The sequence below is a fragment of the Variovorax sp. ISS6 genome (assembly GCF_056523145.1).
The window spans coordinates 3,422,901-3,440,124 of sequence record NZ_JAWRZC010000001.1; the positions used below are offsets into that span (position 1 = coordinate 3,422,901).

Annotated in this window: 19 protein-coding genes; 12 read left to right on the forward strand and 7 right to left on the reverse strand. The window is 70.0% G+C overall.

What is annotated here, in order from left to right:
- Positions 1-108: 108 nt before the first annotated feature.
- From AC1HIL_RS15725 to AC1HIL_RS15735, 3 genes are read right to left on the reverse strand one after another with little or no spacing between them, the layout of a single operon-like run.
- Complete coding sequence (locus tag AC1HIL_RS15725; RefSeq protein WP_296731698.1) at positions 109-600, reverse strand: CreA family protein; 492 nt, start codon at positions 598-600, stop codon at positions 109-111.
- 4 nt (positions 601-604) lie between these two features.
- Complete coding sequence (locus AC1HIL_RS15730; RefSeq protein WP_296731695.1) at positions 605-1,156, reverse strand: NUDIX hydrolase; 552 nt, start codon at positions 1,154-1,156, stop codon at positions 605-607.
- A gap of 21 nt (positions 1,157-1,177) precedes the next feature.
- Positions 1,178-1,879, reverse strand: coding sequence for a fumarylacetoacetate hydrolase family protein (locus AC1HIL_RS15735; RefSeq protein ID WP_057596644.1), 702 nt, complete (start codon positions 1,877-1,879; stop codon positions 1,178-1,180).
- Between the two features lie 169 nt (positions 1,880-2,048).
- Here AC1HIL_RS15735 and AC1HIL_RS15740 point away from each other — a divergent pair, with 169 nt between their 5' ends.
- From AC1HIL_RS15740 to pgeF, 3 genes are read left to right on the forward strand one after another with little or no spacing between them, the layout of a single operon-like run.
- On the forward strand, positions 2,049-2,966 hold the full coding sequence (locus AC1HIL_RS15740; RefSeq protein ID WP_479672125.1) for a tetratricopeptide repeat protein: 918 nt from the start codon (positions 2,049-2,051) through the stop codon (positions 2,964-2,966).
- A 32-nt stretch (positions 2,967-2,998) separates the two neighbouring features.
- A complete protein-coding gene (gene maiA, locus AC1HIL_RS15745; RefSeq protein ID WP_057596657.1) occupies positions 2,999-3,637 on the forward strand; it encodes a maleylacetoacetate isomerase in 639 nt (212 codons plus the stop codon).
- Positions 3,637-4,404: a peptidoglycan editing factor PgeF gene (gene pgeF / locus AC1HIL_RS15750; protein WP_479672126.1), complete on the forward strand. Its 768-nt coding sequence runs from the start codon at positions 3,637-3,639 to the stop codon at positions 4,402-4,404. Before maiA ends, pgeF begins: the two co-directional genes overlap by 1 nt.
- Here pgeF and AC1HIL_RS15755 read toward each other — a convergent pair.
- Positions 4,336-4,659, reverse strand: coding sequence for a hypothetical protein (locus AC1HIL_RS15755; RefSeq protein ID WP_057596641.1), 324 nt, complete (start codon positions 4,657-4,659; stop codon positions 4,336-4,338). The genes pgeF and AC1HIL_RS15755 overlap by 69 nt on opposite strands.
- Before the next feature lie 181 nt (positions 4,660-4,840).
- Between AC1HIL_RS15755 and phaC the strand changes: the two genes are divergently transcribed.
- Together phaC and AC1HIL_RS15765 are read left to right on the forward strand one after the other, a co-directional pair.
- On the forward strand, positions 4,841-6,610 hold the full coding sequence (phaC, locus tag AC1HIL_RS15760) for a class I poly(R)-hydroxyalkanoic acid synthase (protein WP_057596640.1): 1,770 nt from the start codon (positions 4,841-4,843) through the stop codon (positions 6,608-6,610).
- A gap of 44 nt (positions 6,611-6,654) precedes the next feature.
- Positions 6,655-7,833, forward strand: coding sequence for an acetyl-CoA C-acetyltransferase (locus tag AC1HIL_RS15765; RefSeq protein WP_057596639.1), 1,179 nt, complete (start codon positions 6,655-6,657; stop codon positions 7,831-7,833).
- Positions 7,834-7,857: 24 nt separating this feature from the next.
- Here the strand turns inward: AC1HIL_RS15765 and AC1HIL_RS15770 are convergent, their stop codons facing one another.
- Positions 7,858-8,490 carry a glutathione S-transferase family protein gene (locus AC1HIL_RS15770; protein ID WP_296731676.1) on the reverse strand — a complete coding sequence of 211 codons (633 nt, stop codon included), beginning with the start codon at positions 8,488-8,490 and terminating at the stop codon, positions 7,858-7,860.
- A 28-nt stretch (positions 8,491-8,518) separates the two neighbouring features.
- Between AC1HIL_RS15770 and yghU the strand changes: the two genes are divergently transcribed.
- Positions 8,519-9,397 (forward strand): glutathione-dependent disulfide-bond oxidoreductase, encoded by an 879-nt coding sequence (yghU, locus tag AC1HIL_RS15775; protein WP_479672127.1) that lies wholly within the window; start codon positions 8,519-8,521, stop codon positions 9,395-9,397.
- A gap of 187 nt (positions 9,398-9,584) precedes the next feature.
- Here the strand turns inward: yghU and AC1HIL_RS15780 are convergent, their stop codons facing one another.
- A complete protein-coding gene (locus tag AC1HIL_RS15780; protein WP_057596656.1) occupies positions 9,585-10,502 on the reverse strand; it encodes a LysR family transcriptional regulator in 918 nt (305 codons plus the stop codon).
- Between the two features lie 147 nt (positions 10,503-10,649).
- On the opposite strand from AC1HIL_RS15780, the gene AC1HIL_RS15785 reads away from it, so the two are divergent.
- The 5 genes from AC1HIL_RS15785 to AC1HIL_RS15805 are packed head-to-tail and all read left to right on the forward strand — an operon-like array spanning position 10,650 to position 15,707.
- Positions 10,650-11,654, forward strand: coding sequence for a tripartite tricarboxylate transporter substrate binding protein (locus tag AC1HIL_RS15785; RefSeq protein ID WP_479672128.1), 1,005 nt, complete (start codon positions 10,650-10,652; stop codon positions 11,652-11,654).
- Positions 11,655-11,673: 19 nt separating this feature from the next.
- Positions 11,674-12,561, forward strand: a complete 888-nt coding sequence (locus AC1HIL_RS15790) for an HTD2 family dehydratase (protein WP_479672129.1) — start codon at positions 11,674-11,676, stop codon at positions 12,559-12,561.
- Positions 12,562-12,589: 28 nt separating this feature from the next.
- Entirely contained in the window at positions 12,590-13,771 is a 1,182-nt protein-coding gene (locus AC1HIL_RS15795; protein ID WP_261215881.1) for a CaiB/BaiF CoA transferase family protein, read from the forward strand.
- Positions 13,768-14,631, forward strand: coding sequence for an HpcH/HpaI aldolase/citrate lyase family protein (locus AC1HIL_RS15800; RefSeq protein ID WP_261215883.1), 864 nt, complete (start codon positions 13,768-13,770; stop codon positions 14,629-14,631). The genes AC1HIL_RS15795 and AC1HIL_RS15800 overlap by 4 nt, the downstream gene beginning before the upstream one ends.
- 59 nt (positions 14,632-14,690) lie before the next feature.
- Positions 14,691-15,707: a tripartite tricarboxylate transporter substrate-binding protein gene (locus AC1HIL_RS15805; protein WP_479672130.1), complete on the forward strand. Its 1,017-nt coding sequence runs from the start codon at positions 14,691-14,693 to the stop codon at positions 15,705-15,707.
- A gap of 12 nt (positions 15,708-15,719) precedes the next feature.
- Here the strand turns inward: AC1HIL_RS15805 and AC1HIL_RS15810 are convergent, their stop codons facing one another.
- Positions 15,720-16,253, reverse strand: a complete 534-nt coding sequence (locus AC1HIL_RS15810; RefSeq protein WP_057597568.1) for a CinA family protein — start codon at positions 16,251-16,253, stop codon at positions 15,720-15,722.
- Positions 16,254-16,458: 205 nt separating this feature from the next.
- Between AC1HIL_RS15810 and phbB the strand changes: the two genes are divergently transcribed.
- Positions 16,459-17,196 carry an acetoacetyl-CoA reductase gene (phbB, locus tag AC1HIL_RS15815; RefSeq protein ID WP_057597567.1) on the forward strand — a complete coding sequence of 246 codons (738 nt, stop codon included), beginning with the start codon at positions 16,459-16,461 and terminating at the stop codon, positions 17,194-17,196.
- Positions 17,197-17,224: the final 28 nt, after the last annotated feature.

The window sequence follows — 17,224 nt, forward strand, 5'->3', positions numbered from 1 at the left end:
GATCTCGGGGCCGTGCGGCCCGGCCGGTCGATGCTAGCAAAGTCCCCGGCGCGTTCCCTGCGGGCCGGCAGGGACTTGGCGCGCGGGCGGCCGCGCGCCATCGGGCGATCACTTCAGCGGGATCGGCGTGCCGCGGTCGATCGGCACCGCGGTGACGCTGTTCTTCGGCGAGCCGTCGATCAGCAGGTCGGAGTAGGTGAGGTAGACCAGCGTGTTGCGCCGCGCGTCGACCATGCGCACCACGCGCAGCCGCTTGAACAGCACCGACAGCCGCTCGCTGTAGACCTCCTCGCGCTTGGGCAGCGGCTGCGTCACGTTCACCGGGCCGACCTGGCGGCAGGCGATCGAGGCCTCGGCCTTGTCCTCGGCCACGCCGAAGGCGCCCGCGATGCCGCCGGTCTTGGCGCGCGAGACATAGCAGGTCACGCCGCTGACCTTGGGGTCGTCGTAGGCCTCGATCACGATCTTGTGGTCGGGGCCGATCAGCTTGAAGGCGGTGTCGACCTCGCCCACGGTCTCGGCGCGCGCCGCGGTGGCGGCCAGCAGGGCGACGGCGAACGCGAGTGCCGCGCCGCGTCGAAGGGAGATGGCGTGCTTCATCGGGTCAGACGATGTCGATCGTGTGGACGCGGTCGAAGCTGCCGCGGCGCCGGTCCTCGAAGTAGTGCTGCAGCGCCTCGCGCACCGTGCGGAAGGCGATCTCGTCCCAGGGAATCTCCTCCTCGGCGAAGAGCTTCGCCTCGATGGTCTCGTGGCCCGGATCGAAGCGGTCGTTCAGCAGGCGCGCGCGGTAGAACAGGTGCACCTGTCCCACGCGCGGCACGCTCATCACCGCGAACAGGCCCTCGATCTCGAAATTGGCACCGGCTTCCTCGTCGGTCTCGCGCGCCGCGCCCTGGGCCGTGGTCTCCTCGAGCTCCATGAAGCCCGCCGGCAGCGTCCACTTGCCCCAGCGCGGCTCGATGTTGCGCTTGCACAGCAGCACCTTGTCGCCGAGCACGGGGATGGTCCCCACCACGTTGAGCGGGTTCTCGTAGTGGATCGTGTTGCAGGCCGGGCAGACGGCGCGTTCCTTGGTGTCTCCGTCGTCCGGCACGCGGTAGACCACCGCGGTACCGCAGTTCTTGCAATGCTTGATGGGGATGCGCAGCAGCATGGGGCGGGCGTGCTCGCGGCCTCAGACGATCTTGACGGTCAGCACGGGCAGGCCGGCGACCTCGCCCACCAGCGTGTCGCCCGCGACCACCGCCGCCACGCCTTCGGGCGTGCCGCTGTAGATCAGGTCGCCGGGCTGCAGCTCCCAGGCGGCCGACAGGTGCTCGATGGTCTCGGCCACGTTCCAGATCAGCTTGCTCACGTTGCTGCGCTGGCGATCGGTGCCGTTCACCTGCAGCGAGATCTCGGCCTTCTCGGCGTCGCCTGCCTGCGCCACCGGCACGATCGGGCCGATCGGCGCGCTCTGCTCGAACCCCTTGCCGATGTCCCAGGGGCGGCCCTGCTTCTTCATCTCGTTCTGCAGGTCGCGGCGGGTCATGTCCAGGCCCACGGCGTAGCCGAAGATGTGCTTGTGCGCGTCGGCGGCCGAGATGTTCTTGCCGCCGGTGCCGATCGCCACCACCAGTTCGATCTCGTGGTGCAGGTTCTTGGTCAGCGTGGGGTAGTCCACGGTGCCGGTCTGGCCGGCCTCGACCACCACGGCGGCGTCGGCGGGCTTCATGAAGAAGAACGGCGGTTCGCGGCCGGTGAAGCCCATTTCCTTGGCGTGATCCTCGTAGTTGCGGCCCACGCAGTAGATGCGGTGCACCGGGAAGCGTGCGGTCTGTCCGACGACGGGAACGGAAACGGTCGCGGGCGGGGCGAAGACGAACTCGGAGGCCATGGAAAACGATCCTTTGGGGGCGAAGCGGGAGAGGGGGAAGCCGGCAGTGTGCCAGAGGCGCCGCCCGGGCGCCGGGCGCCGGGGCCGGCCATCGGGGTATGCGAGGGGGCCGTCATGCCAGGGCGCAGAATACGGCCCGTTCCGTCCCGCCATCGCTTCGCTCCTCTCCATGCCCCTTCGATTCGGAAAAGCCGGCAAGGCCCAGGCCTGCAACGAGCTCGGCAACACGCGCCAGGACGACGGCGACGAGGAGGGCGCGCTGCGGGCCTATTCCGAGGCCAGCAGCCACCGTCCCGACTGGGCCGTGCCCTGGTACAACGCCGGCCTGATCCACAAGTACCGCGGCGACTGGGCCGCCTCGCTCGAGGCCAATGCGCGCGCCGTGCAGTGCGACCCGGGCAACGAGGGCGCGGTCTGGAACCTCGGCATCGCCGCCACCGCGCTCGGCGACTGGGCCACGGCGCGGCGTGCCTGGCGCCTCTACGGCATTCCGCTGGCCGAGGGCGAGGGCCCGGTCGACCATTTCGCCGGCCTGACGCCGATCCGCGTGCATGGCGACGAGGCCAGCGAGGTGCTGTGGGCCGACCGCATCGATCCCGCGCGCGCCATCCTGCGCAACGTTCCCTTGCCGGGCTCGGGCCACCGCTACGGCGACCTCGTGCTGCACGACGGCGCGCCCAACGGCTACCGGCTGCACCAGGGGCGCGAGGTGGCGGTGTTCGACGCGCTCGCGCTGATCGCGCCTTCCGATTACGCCACCTTCGAACTCTGGATCGAAGGTGTGTCGCAGGAAGAGATCGACAGCCTGATCGCGCGCTTCCATGCAGCGGGAGACGGCGCCGAGAACTGGAGCCTGGGCATCCGCATGCTGTGCGCGGCCTGCTCCGAGGGCCGGCCCTATGGCGAGGGCGAAGGCCACGACCACCCGGCCGACCAGACCGTGGGCCCGCGCGGGCCCTGGCGCCTGGGCCTGGCCGCGCGCGGGGAGGCTGCCGCCCGCGCCCCGCTCGACGCCTGGCAGCGGGAACATCCCGCGGCCATCCTGCGCGAGCTGCGCTGCGTGCTTGCCGCAGCGCCGCGCTCCTGAACCGCATCGACGCTATCCTCGAAACCATGACCATGAAGCTGCACAACTACTTCCGCTCCTCCGCCTCGTTCCGCGTTCGCATCGCGCTCAACCTCAAGGGGCTCGACTACGAATACATCCCCGTGCACATCGCGCGCGGCGAGCACCGCACCGGCCCGTACTCGGCGATCTCGGCCGACATGCTGGTGCCGCTGCTCGAGGACGACGGCGAGCGCTTCTCGCAGTCGATGGCGATCATCGAGTACCTCGACGAGGTGCATCCCGAGCCGGCGCTGCTGCCGAGCGACCCCGCGGGCCGCGCCCACGTGCGCGCGCTGGCGCAGTCGATCGCCTGCGAGATCCATCCGCTGAACAACCTGCGCGTGCTCAAGTACCTGGTGAAGGACCTGAAGCTCGACGAGGAAGCCAAGAACGCCTGGTACCGCCACTGGGTGCGCGAGGGCATGCTGGCCTTCGAGCGCCAGCTCGCGCAGCAGCCCGCCAGTACCTTCTGCTGGGGCGACAAGCCCACCCTGGCCGACTGCTGCCTGGTGCCGCAGATCTTCAACGGCCGCCGCTTCGACTGCGACTTCAGCGGCCTGCCGCGCACCATGGCGGCCTTCGACGCCTGCATGCAGCTCGACGCCTTCCAGCGCGCGCAGCCCTCGCAGTCGCCCGACGCGGAGGCCTGATGGCGCTGCCCTGGCTGGTGCCCGACTGGCCGGCGCCGGCCCATGTGCGCGCGGTCTGCACCACGCGCGAGGGCGGCGTCTCGCAGGGGCCTCAAGGGCGTTACGCCAGCTTGAACCTCGGCGACCACGTCGGCGACGACCCGGCCCATGTCGCGGCCAACCGCGCGCGGCTGCGCGAGGCGATCGGCGCGCGGCCGGTGTTCCTGCAGCAGGTGCACGGCACGGGGCTGGTGTCGCTCGACGCGCCGGGCGTGGCCGACGGCACCGCGGCCGATGCCTGCACCGCCACCGAGCCGGGCACGGCCTGCACGATCATGGTCGCCGACTGCCTGCCGGTGCTGTTCTGCGACACCGCGGGCCACCGCGTGGCGGCGGCGCACGCGGGCTGGCGCGGGCTCGCGGGCGGGGTGCTCGAGCAGGCCTTCCGGTCCTTCGAGGACGAGGCACGGACCGGTGGCGACGTCATCGCGTGGCTCGGCCCCTGCATCGGCCCCTCGGCCTTCGAGGTCGGCGCCGAGGTCAAGGCCGCCTTCGAGGCCCATGCGCCCGAGGCCGCCGGCTGCTTCCGGCCGGGCGCCGCGCCGGGCAAGTGGCTGGCCGACCTGCCCGCGCTCGCGCGCCAGCGGCTGCGCGCGCTCGGCATCGAGCGGATCCACGGCAACGACGGCGGCGATGCCTGGTGCACCGTGCGCAATGCCTCAGGGTTCTTTTCGCACCGGCGCGACGGGGTCAGCGGGCGCTTCGCCGCGCTGGTCTGGAAGGTCTGAATGCCCGGCCTTCGCCGCCAGTTCCTCGGCGGCCGCGCGCCGCGCCGCCTCCTGCGCGGCCAGTTCCTTTTCCTTCAGCGCCCGGCGCCGCGCGGGCGTGCTCATCAGGTAAACCACCAGTGTCACGGGGGCGAGCCCGTACAGTAGAAAGGTGATGATGGCGCCGAGCACGGTGCCGGTGGTGTTGGTGGCCTCGGCCACCGCCATCATCAGCACCACGTAGAGCCAGCCGATCACGACGAGATGAATGAACATTGGAAAAGGAGAGCGGGGCGAACGAAAGAGGAAGTAAAGCGTGTTTCCACACCGGCCGTGCGATGACGGCCACCGGGGTCCGGACCGCGCCGGCGCGGCGTTGTGAGCGTCTTGCGAATGCAGCATACTCAAACGACGCAAAGCCATCCGGATCGATTTCAGGCGAGGAGCAGGAGACACCATGACGAAAGCAACGGGGGCCGACGCGTTCGAACCCTTTCAACAGGCGCTCACCCAGGGGTGGCGCAAGGCGCTGGAGTCCTTCCAGCAGTCGGCCGGGCAGGGCGCCTGGACCGGCAATGGCAAGCCCCTGTGGCAGATGCCGCAAATGCCCGAAATGCCCGGCATGCCTTCCCTGGGCACCATGCCGGAATTGCCCAAGCTCTCGATCGATCCCGCGGCGCTGCAGGCCATCCAGCAGCAGTACATCGCCGAGGCCACCGCGCTCTGGGGCCAGGGCTTCGGCGCCAAGCCCGAGGGCGACCGGCGCTTCGCCGGCGAGGCCTGGAGCGGCAACCCGCTGTCGGCCTTCTCGGCCGCGATCTACCTGCTCAACGGCCGCACCCTGCTGAAGATGGCCGAGGCCATCGATGCCGACGAGAAGACCAAGGCGCGGCTGCGCTTCGCGGTCGAGCAGTGGATGGCGGCCTCGTCGCCGAGCAACTCGCTGGCCTTCAATGCCGAGGCGCAGAAGAAGGCCATCGAGACCCAGGGCGAGAGCATCGCCAAGGGCATCCAGAACCTGCTGCACGACGTGCGCCAGGGCCACCTGAGCATGACCGACGAGAGCGCCTTCGAAGTGGGGCGCAACGTCGCCACCACCGAGGGCGCGGTGGTGTTCGAGAACGCGTTCTTCCAGCTGCTCGAGTACAAGCCGCTGACCGCCAAGGTCTACGAGCGCCCGTTCCTGCTGGTGCCGCCGTGCATCAACAAGTTCTACATCCTCGACCTGCAGCCCGAGAACTCGCTGATCCGCTATGCCAACGAGCAGGGCCACCGCGTGTTCGTGGTGAGCTGGCGCAATCCCGACGAATCGCTCGCACAGGCGACCTGGGACGACTACATCGAGCAGGCCGCGATCGAGGCCATCCACCGCGTGCAGGAGATCAGCGGCAGCCCGCAGATCAACACGCTGGGCTTCTGCGTCGGCGGCACCATCCTGTCGACCGCGCTCGCGGTGCTGGCCGCGCGCGGCGAGAAGCCGGCCGCCTCGGTCACGCTGCTGACCACCTTCCTCGACTTCAGCGACACAGGCATCCTCGACATCTTCGTCGACGAGCCCATGGTGCAGTACCGCGAGATGCAGCTCGGCAAGGGCGGCCTGCTGCCCGGCGGCGACCTGGCCTCCACCTTCAGCTTCCTGCGTCCCAACGACCTGGTCTGGAACTACGTGGTGGGCAACTACCTCAAGGGCGAGACCCCGCCGCCCTTCGACCTGCTCTACTGGAACAGCGACGCCACCAACCTGCCGGGCCCGTTCTACGCCTGGTACCTGCGCAACACCTATCACGAGAACAAGCTGGCCGAGCCCGACGCGCTCACGGTCTGCGGCGAGAAGATCGACCTGCGCCGCATCGACATCCCGGCCTATATCTACGGCTCGCGCGAGGACCACATCGTGCCGATCGGCGGCGCCTACGCCTCGACCCAGATCCTGCCGGGCAAGAAGCGTTTCGTGATGGGCGCCTCGGGCCACATCGCGGGCGTGATCAACCCGCCGGCCAAGAACAAGCGCAGCCACTGGATCCGCGCCGACGGCAAGCTGCCGAAGACGCAGGCCGAATGGCTGGCCGGCGCGCAGGAGCATCCGGGCAGCTGGTGGACCGACTGGTCCCTGTGGCTCAAGGGCCACGCGGGCAAGCAGATCCCCGCGCCCAAGACCTACGGCAAGGGCAAGGCCTACCAGGCCATCGAGCCCGCCCCCGGACGCTACGTCAAGGCCCGCGCCTGACGTCCTGCACCCCCGAATTTCAAATCACCTCAACGGAGAACCTCATGGAAGACATCGTCATCGTTTCGGCCGCGCGCACCGCCGTCGGCAAGTTCGGCGGCTCGCTCGCCGGCATCGCGGCCACCGAACTGGGCGCCATCGTCATCAAGGAAGTGATCGCGCGTGCCAACCTCACGCCCGAGCAGGTCGGCGAAGCCATCATGGGCCAGGTGCTCGCGGCCGGCGCCGGCCAGAATCCCGCGCGCCAGGCGTGGCTCAAGAGCGGCGGCGCCAAGGAGACGCCCGCGCTCACGATCAACGCCGTCTGCGGCTCGGGCCTGAAGGCCGTGATGCTCGCGGCCCAGGCCGTGGCCACGGGTGACAGCGACATCGTCGTGGCCGGCGGCCAGGAGAGCATGAGCCTCGCGCCGCACGTGCTGCCGAACTCGCGCAACGGCCAGCGCATGGGCGACTGGAAGCTGGTCGACACCATGATCGTCGACGGCCTGTGGGACGTCTACAACCAGTACCACATGGGCATCACGGCCGAGAACGTGGCCAAGAAGTACGGCATCGACCGCGCCGCGCAGGACGAACTGGCGCTCGCCAGCCAGACCAAGGCCGCCGCCGCGCAGGACGCCGGCAAGTTCAAGGACGAGATCGTTCCCGTCACCATCCCGCAGAAGAAGGGCGACCCGGTCGTCTTCGACAAGGACGAGTTCATCAACCGCAAGACCAGCGCCGAAGGCCTGGCCGGCCTGCGCCCCGCCTTCGACAAGGCCGGCGGCGTGACCGCGGGCAATGCCTCGGGCCTGAACGACGGCGCCGCCGCCGTGCTCGTGATGACCGCCAAGAAGGCCGCCGCCCTCGGCCTCAAGCCGCTGGGCCGCATCGCCAGCTACGCCACCGCCGGCCTCGACCCCGCGATCATGGGCATGGGCCCGGTGCCCGCCTCGACCAAGGCGCTGCAGCGCGCCGGCTGGAAGGCCGCCGACCTCGACCTGCTCGAGATCAACGAAGCCTTCGCCGCGCAGGCCTGCGCCGTGAACAAGGAAATGGGCTGGGACATCAACAAGGTCAACGTCAACGGCGGCGCCATCGCCATCGGCCATCCGATCGGCGCGTCGGGCTGCCGCATCCTGGTGACGCTGCTGCACGAGATGCAGCGCCAGAACGCCAAGAAGGGCATCGCCTCGCTGTGCATCGGCGGCGGCATGGGCGTCGCGCTCACCATCGAGCGTTGATCCCCCGGCAGCCGTCGTCGTCGCTCAGAGCGACATCGACGGCCGCTGCGCCATCGCCGCGCGCCAGCGCACCAGCTCGGGGTGTTGTTCCCCGGGCTTCACGCGCACGATGCGCGCGAAATCCACCGCCACCACGGCGGTGATGTCGGCCAGGCTGAAGCGGTCGGTCGCGATGAACTCGCGGCCGGCCAGCCGGTCGTTCAGCGTCTCGAAGAAATGCTGCACCCGCGCCAGCCCGCGCTGCGCGAGCTCGGGGATCTGCGCGTAGTTCACCGGGCCCGGCAGCGCGCGGTCGGCCATGGCCGGCGAGCCGTTGCGCAGGGTCTCGGCGATCGCCAGCAGGCCCTCGAATTCCACGCGCCAGTGCCAGCTCGCGATCTCGGCCTTCTCGGCCGGCGTGCGGCCCATCAGGGGCGGCTCGGGATAGCGCGCCTCGGCCCAGGCCGCGATGGCGGCGTTGTCGGTCAGCAGGCCGTCTTCGGCGGTGCGCAGCGCGGGCACCGTGCATTGCGGATTGATCGCGCGGTAGGCCGCGCCCATTTGCTCACCACGAACCAGGTCGACCTGCACCGTCTCGTGGGCAATGCCCTTTTCGGCCAGCAGGATGCGCGCGCGGCGCGGACTCGGCGCCGTGGCGCAGTCATAGAGAATGATCATCGTCTGTCCAACTCCTGGAACTCATTGCATGGATGGCACGACCGCCTACACGCCGCCCACCGTCTGGTCCTGGAACAAGGAAAGCGGCGGCCGCTTCGCGAACATCAATCGCCCGATCGCGGGTGCCACCCATGAGAAGGACCTGCCGGTGGGGCGGCATCCGCTGCAACTCTATTCGCTCGCGACACCCAATGGCGTGAAAGTGACGGTGATGCTCGAGGAACTGCTGGCGCTGGGCCACGCGGGCGCCGAGTACGACGCCTGGCTGATCCGCATCAGCGAGGGCGACCAGTTCGGCAGCGGCTTCGTGGCCGTCAATCCCAACTCCAAGATCCCCGCGCTGCTGGACCGCAGCGGCGCCACGCCGATCCGTGTGTTCGAGTCGGGCGCGATCCTGCAGTACCTGGCCGAGAAGTTCGGCAGCGCCTTCCTGCCGACCGAGCGCGCGGCGCGCGCCGAATGCCTGTCGTGGCTGTTCTGGCAAATGGGCAGCGCGCCCTACCTGGGCGGCGGCTTCGGCCATTTCTATGCCTACGCGCCGACCAAGATCGAGTACGCGATCGACCGCTTCGCGATGGAGGTCAAGCGCCAGCTCGACGTGCTCGACCGCCGGCTGGCCGAGAGCCGCTACCTGGCCGGCGACGACTACACCATCGCCGACATCGCGGTCTGGCCCTGGTACGGCGCGCTCGCCAAGGGGCAGCTCTACGAATCGGGCGAGTTCCTGCAAGTGAGCGAATACAGGAACGTGCTGCGCTGGAACGACGAGATCGCGCAGCGCCCCGCGGCGCAGCGCGGCCGCATGGTCAACCGCGCCTGGGGCCAGCCCGGGAGCCAGCTGCACGAGCGCCACGACGCGGCCGACTTCCAGACCCGCACGCAGGACAAGCTCCAGGCGCAAGGCTGAGGCGGCCGATCTTGTTCACCGCCCGTTTTTTGAGCAAAGTGTGGAATCCCTTTATAAAACAACGACTTAAATTCGTTTTACAAGGCTCCACATGAGTTGCCCCCAAAGTTATGCACAGAAAGTGGGGATGAAGGGGCGGAACTCAGGATTCGCGCGCAAGTAGGCGCAGTCCCACGGAAAAATCCGCTCAGCCACCGGCTGCATCGATGGCATCGGCCGCGTAGTGGCGGCACAGCGTGTCGACCAGCGCCTGCGCATACACCGGCAGCGCCGCGCGTTCGCGCACCAGCAGATAGCGCTCGCGCACGCACCAGGCGTCGCTGAGCTCGATCAGCGCGAGCTTCATGCCCTCCTGGTTGCGGCGCGCGGCCGACTCGGGCACGACGCCGATGCCCACGCCGCTGCCGATCATCCGGCACATGGCGTCGAAGCTGCCGAGCTGGATGCGCAGCTTCTGGCGCTTGCCGATGCGGTCCGTGACCTGTCCGAGGAAGGCCTGCAGCGTGCTGCCCTGCTGCATGCCGATGGCGTCCTCGTCGAGCGTCTCGGCGAAGGCGATGGTGCGCAGCTGCGCGAAGCGGTGCTGGCGCGAGGTCACGAGCACCAGCCGGTCGGTGCTGAAGTGGATCGATTCCAGGCCCAGGGTGTCGACGCTGCCCGCGACGATGCCGATGTCTGCGCGCCCGTCGCGCACGCCGCGCGGGATCTGAGCGTTCGGTTTTTCCTGAAGGTCGACGTTGATGCGCGGATTGGCGGCGAGGAAGGCCGGCAGGATCTCGGGCAGGAAGTCGGTCACGGCCGTGGTGTTGGCGAACACGCGCAGGTGGCCGCGCAGGCCGCCGCCGTACTCGAGCAGGTCGCTGCGCAACTGGTCGGTCTGGTTCAGCAGCAGCCGCGCATGGTGCAGGAAGGCCTCGCCCGGCGGCAGCAGGCGCACGCCGCGCGCCTCGCGCTGCAGCAGCTGCACGCCGGCCTGGTTCTCGAGCGCCTTGATGCGCGCGCTCGCCGCGGCCAGCGACAGGTGCTGCCGGTCGGCCGCGCGCGTGAGGCTGCCGAGCTCGGCCGTGGCCACGAACAGGCGCAGGTCGGTGAGGTCGAAGAGCATGGCCCGATGGTAGCCGTCGACCGCGAGGCTTCGGTGAAACCGAAGGCTGGGTTCCGAAATCGGAGATTGCGCCGAGGCGGCGGCGCGGCGCACCATGCCGCCATGGCCGGGGAGCACCGCGGCCTTCACATCACATCGGAGACAGGCATGGGTTCTCGCGCAACGGCGCTTTCTTCTTCTCTTTTCTCGTGGTTCGCCGCGGCATCGATCGCCGTGCTGTCGGCCGGCGCCTCGGCGCAGCCGGCGGCCAGCACCTATCCCACGCGGCCCGTCACCCTGATCGTGCCGCAGGCCGCGGGCGGCACCAACGACATCGTCGGCCGGCTGGTCGGCCAGAAGCTCGGCGAACTGCTCGGCGTCGGCGTGGTGATCGACAACCGCCCCGGCGCGGGCGGCAACATCGGCACGCAGCTCGCGGCCAAGGCGCCGAAGGACGGCCAGACCCTGCTGATGACCATCAGCAGCAGCCAGGCGATCAACCCCGCGCTCTACCGCAACCCCGGCTTCGATCCCGAGAAGGACTTCAAGCCCGTGGGCCTGATCGGCGCCGTGCCCAACGTGCTGCTGGTCAACCCCGGCTTCGCCGCCAAGACCCTGCCCGAGCTGCTGGCGCTCGCGCGGCAGAAGGGTGCGCACTACCAGTACGCCTCGGCCGGCAACGGCACGCTCAACCACCTGCTCGGCGAGATGCTCAACAGCATGGCCGGCCTCTCGCTCGAGCACGTGCCCTACAAGGGCGTGGCACCGGCCATCAACGACGTGCTCGGCGGCCAATTGCCGATCGTGTTCGCGAGCCTGCCCTCGGCGCTGCCGCACATCAAGGCCGGCAAGCTGCGCGCGCTGGCCGTCAGCGGCGCGAAACGTTCGCCGGCGCTGCCCGACGTGCCCGCCATCGCCGAGGCGGTGCCGGGCTACGACGGCACGCTGTGGATCGGCCTGTTCGCGCCCGCCGGCGTGCCGGGCGAGGTGCTCGCGAAGCTGCAGGACACCATGCACAAGGCGCTGGCCGCGAAGGACCTGCGCGAGAAGCTCGAGCAGCAGGGCGTGGAGGTCGCGCCGCCGACCTCGCCCGAGCAGTTCGCGACGCTGCTGCACGACGACCTCGGCAAGTGGGCGCGCATCGTCAAGCAATCGGGCGCCTCGGTCGATTGACCCGGATTCAGGAGAACGGATGACCCCACACGACACCCCCGCCATCGACGCCGCCGCGCTCGCCGGCCTGCAGGCCTGGCAGGGCCGCAGCGAAAGCCTGCACGACCAGATCGTCGCGAGCCCGGTGCGCGCGCTGTCGGCCACGCTCGACCGCGACGATCCCGCGCCGGCCGCCGGCACGCCGCTGCCCGCGCTGTGGCACTGGCTCTATTTCCTGCCGCACCACCGGCACTCAGAGATCGGCCCCGATGGCCATGCGAAGCGCGGCGGCTTCCTGCCGCCGGTGCCGCTGCCGCGCCGCATGTGGGCCGGCGGCCGGCTGCGCTGGGAGGCCGGCAATCCGCTGGTGGTGGGCAACGAGGTGGAGCGGCGCTCGACCATCGTCTCGGTCGAGCACAAGACCGGCCGCAGCGGCGAGCTGGTGTTCGTGCTGGTGCGCCACGAGGTGCACAACGCACGCGGCCTCGCGCTGACCGAGGAGCACGACATCGTCTACCGCGCCGCGCCGCAACCGGGCGAGGCCGCGCCGCCGCCCAAGGCCGCGCCCAGGGACGCCGCCTTCAGCCGCGACATCGTGCCCGACGACGTGCTGCTGTTCCGCTACTCGGCGCTGACCTTCAACGGCCACCGCATCCACTACGACCGGCGCTACGTCACCGAGGTCGAGGGCTATCCGGGCCTGATCGTGCACGGCCCGCTGATCGCGACCCTGCTGGTCGACCTGCTGCGCCGGCACACGGGCGACGCGCCGCTCGCGCGCTTCGAGTTCCGCGCCGTGCGGCCCACCTTCGACATCGCGCCGTTCCGCGTGCATGGCAAGCCCGGCGCCGATGGCGGGAGCTTCGCGCTCTGGGGCGAGGACGCCGAGGGCTGGCTCACGATGCAGGCCACCGCGGTGCTGGCCTGAGCTTCTTCTTTTCTCGGGAAATCAAGCAATGACAAGACCCCTCGACGGGATCACGGTGGTGTCGCTCGAACACGCGATCGCGGCACCTTTCTGCACCCGCCAGCTCGCCGACCTCGGCGCGCGCGTCATCAAGGTGGAGCGCCCGGGCGTGGGCGACTTCGCGCGTGCCTACGACCAGCGCGTGGCCGGCGAGGCCTCGCACTTCGTCTGGGTCAACCGCTCGAAGGAAAGCATCTCGCTCGACCTCAAGCAGCCCGCCGCGCTCGAGGTGCTGCAGGAGCTGGTGGCCGGCGCCGACGTGCTGGTGCAGAACCTCGCGCCGGGCGCCGCGGCACGCATGGGGCTGGGCGCGCAGGCGCTGCAGGCCAAGTACCCGCGGCTCGTCGTCTGCGACATCTCGGGCTATGGCGAGGACGGCCCGTACCGCGACAAGAAGGCCTACGACCTGCTGATCCAGAGCGAGGCCGGCTTCCTCTCGGTCACCGGCACGCCCGAGGAGCCCTGCAAGTCGGGCAACTCGATCGCCGACATCGCCGCTGGCATGTATGCCTACACCGGCATCCTGGCCGCGCTGCTCCAGCGCGGCAAGACCGGGCAGGGCTCGCACATCGACGTCTCGATGCTCGAGTCGCTGGCCGAGTGGATGGGCTTTCCGATGTACTACGCCTACCAGGGCGCGACGCCGCCGCCGCGCAGCGCCGCCTCGCACGCCACCATCTATCCCTATGGCCCGTTCCCCGCGGGCGACGGCGGCACGGTGATGCTCGGGCTGCAGAACGAGCGCGAGTGGAAGCTGTTCTGCGAGAAGGTGCTGCTGCAGCCCGCGCTCGCCACCGACGCGCGCTTCGACAGCAATGCGCGGCGCAACGAACACCGCGAGGAACTGCGCGCCATCATCGTCGGCCTGTTCGGCGCGCTGAGCACCGCCCAGGTGCTCGAGCGCCTCGACGCCGCCCAGATCGCCAATGCGCGCATGAACGACATGGCCGGGCTCTGGGCGCATCCGCAGTTGCAGGCGCGCGAGCGCTGGCGCCAGGTGGACTCGCCAGCCGGGCCCATTCCCGCGCTGCTGCCGGCCGGGCGCCAGAGCGCCTTCGACTACCGCATGGATGCCATCCCCGCCGTGGGCGAGCACACCGACGCGATCCTGCGCGCGCTGGGCCGCAGCGAGGAACAGATCGCGGCGCTGCGCGAGGCCAAGGCGGTATGAGCGCCCAGGCCCTGGGGCTCGCGCGCACCTTCCTGTTCGTGCCGGCCGACCGGCCCGAGCGCCATGCGCGCGCGCTGGCCAGCGGCGCCGGCGCGGTGATCGTCGACCTCGAGGACGCGGTCGCGCCCGAACGCAAGGCCGCCGCGCGCGAGGCCTTGCCCGGGGGTTTCGCCGCGCTGCCCGCGGCCGGCCGCGCGCGCCTGCTGCTGCGCATCAACGCGCCCGGCACGCCCTGGCATGCCGACGACCTCGCGCTGGTCGCGCGGCTCGCGGCGGCGCGCGCCATCGCGGGCGTGGTGCTGCCCAAGGCCGAGAGCGCCGACCAGCTGGCGCGGCTGGCCGAGGCCGCCGGCCCCGAAGCCGTGCTGGTGCCGCTGATCGAATCGGCCGCGGGCCTCGCGGCCCTCGATGCGATCGCCGCCGCGCCCCAGGTGCTGCGGCTGGCCTTCGGGCACCTCGATTTCCAGGCCGACCTCGGCATGGCCTGCGACGCGCAGGAGGCCGAGCTGGTGCCGGTGCGGCTCGCGCTGGTGCTGGCCTCGCGCCGCGCCAACCTGGCCGCGCCCATCGACGGCATCGCGACCGACTGGCGCGACGCCGAGCGGCTCGCGGCCGAGGCGGCGCGCGCGCGGCGCGGCGGCTTCGGCGCCAAGCTCTGCATCCATCCCGCGCAGGTCGCCCCGGTGCATGCGGCGCTCGGGCCCGGCGCCGAGGAACTGGCGTGGGCGCGGCGCGTGGTCGAGGCCGTGGCGCAGGCCGGCGGCGGGGTCGTGAACCTCGACGGCCGCATGGTCGACGCGCCGGTGGTCAGGCTCGCGCAGCGCCTGCTCGCGCTCGATGCGCAGGCGCCGCCGCACTGAGCCTTCCCAGGACATTCATTCGTTCATCAACCCAAGGCAAGAAGAAGGAGACAAGAGACATGAATGCATCGAACCCCGCGCGCCAGCGCCGCCCCCTGCGCCTCGCCGCGGCCGCCGCTTTGGCCATCGGCCTCGCGGCCGCGCCCTGGAGCGCCTCGGCCCAGGGCGCCTGGCCCGACAAGCCGATCGTGATGGTGGTGCCGTACTCGGCCGGCGGCCCGACCGACGTGGTGGCGCGCATGCTCGCGGTGCCCATGGGCAAGTCGCTGGGCCAGACGGTGGTGGTCGAGAACACCGTGGGCGCGGGCGGCACCATCGCGCCCACGCGCGTGGCCAAGGCCGCGCCCAACGGCAACACCATCCTGATCCACCACATGGGCATGGCGACCGCGCCCGCGCTCTACAAGAAGCTCAACTACGACCCGCTCAAGGACTTCGAGTACATCGGCCAGGTGATGGACGTGCCGATGACCCTGCTGTCGCGCAAGGACTTCCCGGCCAACAACTTCCAGGAGCTGCTGACCTACGTGAAGGCCAACCGCGACAAGGTCTCGCTCGCCAATGCCGGCATCGGCGCGGTCTCGCAGCTCTGCGGCATGCTGTTCGCGCACCAGATCGGCGTGCAGCTCACGACCGTGCCCTACAAGGGCGCCGGCCCCGCGCTCAACGACCTGATGGGCGGACAGGTCGACCTGCTGTGCGACCAGACCACGCAGACCGCGCCGGTGATCAAGGACGGCACGCGCGTGAAGGTGTTCGGCGTGACCACGCCCAAGCGGCTGTCGAGCATGCCCAACCTGCCCACGCTCGACGAGCAGGGCCTCAAGGGTTTCGACGTGAAGGTCTGGCACGGCATCTACGCGCCCAAGGGCACGCCGCCGGCGGTGCTCGAGAAGCTCAACGTCGCGCTGCGCGCCGCCCTGCAGGACGACATGGTGAAGCAGCGGCTGGCCGAGCTGAGCTCGGAGATCGTGCCGCTCGACAAGCAGACGCCCGAGGGCCTGCGCACCCATCTGGTGGCCGAGATCGACAAGTGGGGCAAGGTGATCAAGGCGGCCGGGGTCCAGGCCGACTAAGGCATGAGGTAGTCAGCCCGCGCGCAGCACCTGCTCGAACAGCGCGAGCAGGTGGCGCGCGAACAGGTCCATGTTCGCGGGCCGGTCGTTGCCGCCGGTCTCGATGGTGCGGCTTTGGGACACCGCGTCCGGCCCGCCGACCACCGCGAGGCAGACCCGCCCCGGCGGATCGCCATAGGGGCTGCCCGAGGGACCGGCCGCGCCGCTCTCGGCGATGCCCCAGCCCGAGTGGTGGTTGTCGCGCACGCGCTGCGCCACCAGCAAGGCATAGGGCTCGGTCTCGCCGCGCAGGCCGGTCATGTCCTCGGCCGTGAGCCCGAGCAGCGCGCGGCCCGCACGCCGCGAATAGACCACGGCGCCGCCACGGAAGTAGGCCGAGGCACCGGGGATCGCGAGCAGCGCGGCCGACACCAGTCCGCCGGCCGAGGACTCGACCACCGCCACCGTCTGGCCGCGCTCGCGCAGCAGCGCGCCGACGCGCTCGGCGATCGCGCCGAGCGGCTCAGGGTTTGCCGCCTTGGGACTTACGCTGACACTCGCAGTCATACTTTGGAACTCCTTCGAAACGAAGCGAACGCAAGAGCGTATGCGCCCCGCATGGAGAATGATGGAACGACGCTGCGCGAATACATCGTGACACCCGATAAACACCCCAGGTCAGTGTTTTTCCCGAGACGGGGGGTGGTCCGAAACTCGCTAGAGTGAAGGCGGCCGTTCAAGGCTTTCGACAAGTACACACAAGGAATTTCTCATGAGCAAGAAAGTTGCATATGTCACTGGAGGCATGGGTGGCATCGGAACAGCCATCTGCCAGCGTCTCTACAAGGACGGTTTCCGCGTCGTCGCCGGTTGCGGTCCCACCCGCGACTATTCGAAGTGGCTGGCCGAACAGAAAGCCCTGGGTTTCGAGTTCCACGCCTCGGTCGGCAACGTCGGCGACTGGCAGTCCACGGTCGAGGCCTTCTCGGCCGCGAAGGCGGCGCATGGCGCCATCGACGTGCTGGTCAACAACGCCGGCATCACGCGCGACCGCATGTTCCTCAAGATGACGCCCGAGGACTGGAGCGCGGTCATCGAGACCAACCTCAACAGCATGTTCAACGTCACCAAGCAGGTGGTGGGCGACATGGTCGAAAAGGGCTGGGGCCGCATCATCAACATCAGCTCGGTCAACGGCGCCAAGGGCCAGGCGGGCCAGACCAACTACTCGGCGGCCAAGGCCGGCATGCACGGCTTCACGATGGCGCTGGCCCAGGAGCTCGCGGGCAAGGGCGTGACGGTCAACACCGTGAGCCCCGGCTACATCGGCACCGACATGGTCAAGGCCATCCGCCAGGAAGTGCTCGACAAGATCGTCGCCACGATCCCGGTCAAGCGCCTGGGCGAGCCGAGCGAGATCGCGTCCATCATCGCGTGGCTGGCCACCGACGAGGGCGGCTACTCGACCGGTGCCGACTTCTCGGTCAACGGCGGCCTGCACATGCACTGAGCCGCGGCTGCGCTCGGAAAGGAAACCC

Excerpts from the sequence above, each read along its gene's own strand:
- AC1HIL_RS15725 (WP_296731698.1), bottom strand. The coding sequence starts at position 600 with ATGAAGCACGCCATCTCCCTTCGACGCGGCGCGGCACTCGCGTTCGCC.
- AC1HIL_RS15730 (WP_296731695.1), bottom strand. The coding sequence starts at position 1,156 with ATGCTGCTGCGCATCCCCATCAAGCATTGCAAGAACTGCGGTACCGCG.
- AC1HIL_RS15735 (WP_057596644.1), bottom strand. The coding sequence starts at position 1,879 with ATGGCCTCCGAGTTCGTCTTCGCCCCGCCCGCGACCGTTTCCGTTCCC.
- AC1HIL_RS15740 (WP_479672125.1), top strand. The coding sequence starts at position 2,049 with ATGCCCCTTCGATTCGGAAAAGCCGGCAAGGCCCAGGCCTGCAACGAG.
- maiA (WP_057596657.1), top strand. The coding sequence starts at position 2,999 with ATGAAGCTGCACAACTACTTCCGCTCCTCCGCCTCGTTCCGCGTTCGC.
- pgeF (WP_479672126.1), top strand. The coding sequence starts at position 3,637 with ATGGCGCTGCCCTGGCTGGTGCCCGACTGGCCGGCGCCGGCCCATGTG.
- AC1HIL_RS15755 (WP_057596641.1), bottom strand. The coding sequence starts at position 4,659 with ATGTTCATTCATCTCGTCGTGATCGGCTGGCTCTACGTGGTGCTGATG.
- phaC (WP_057596640.1), top strand. The coding sequence starts at position 4,841 with ATGACGAAAGCAACGGGGGCCGACGCGTTCGAACCCTTTCAACAGGCG.
- AC1HIL_RS15765 (WP_057596639.1), top strand. The coding sequence starts at position 6,655 with ATGGAAGACATCGTCATCGTTTCGGCCGCGCGCACCGCCGTCGGCAAG.
- AC1HIL_RS15770 (WP_296731676.1), bottom strand. The coding sequence starts at position 8,490 with ATGATCATTCTCTATGACTGCGCCACGGCGCCGAGTCCGCGCCGCGCG.
- yghU (WP_479672127.1), top strand. The coding sequence starts at position 8,519 with ATGGATGGCACGACCGCCTACACGCCGCCCACCGTCTGGTCCTGGAAC.
- AC1HIL_RS15780 (WP_057596656.1), bottom strand. The coding sequence starts at position 10,502 with ATGCTCTTCGACCTCACCGACCTGCGCCTGTTCGTGGCCACGGCCGAG.
- AC1HIL_RS15785 (WP_479672128.1), top strand. The coding sequence starts at position 10,650 with ATGGGTTCTCGCGCAACGGCGCTTTCTTCTTCTCTTTTCTCGTGGTTC.
- AC1HIL_RS15790 (WP_479672129.1), top strand. The coding sequence starts at position 11,674 with ATGACCCCACACGACACCCCCGCCATCGACGCCGCCGCGCTCGCCGGC.
- AC1HIL_RS15795 (WP_261215881.1), top strand. The coding sequence starts at position 12,590 with ATGACAAGACCCCTCGACGGGATCACGGTGGTGTCGCTCGAACACGCG.
- AC1HIL_RS15800 (WP_261215883.1), top strand. The coding sequence starts at position 13,768 with ATGAGCGCCCAGGCCCTGGGGCTCGCGCGCACCTTCCTGTTCGTGCCG.
- AC1HIL_RS15805 (WP_479672130.1), top strand. The coding sequence starts at position 14,691 with ATGAATGCATCGAACCCCGCGCGCCAGCGCCGCCCCCTGCGCCTCGCC.
- AC1HIL_RS15810 (WP_057597568.1), bottom strand. The coding sequence starts at position 16,253 with ATGACTGCGAGTGTCAGCGTAAGTCCCAAGGCGGCAAACCCTGAGCCG.
- phbB (WP_057597567.1), top strand. The coding sequence starts at position 16,459 with ATGAGCAAGAAAGTTGCATATGTCACTGGAGGCATGGGTGGCATCGGA.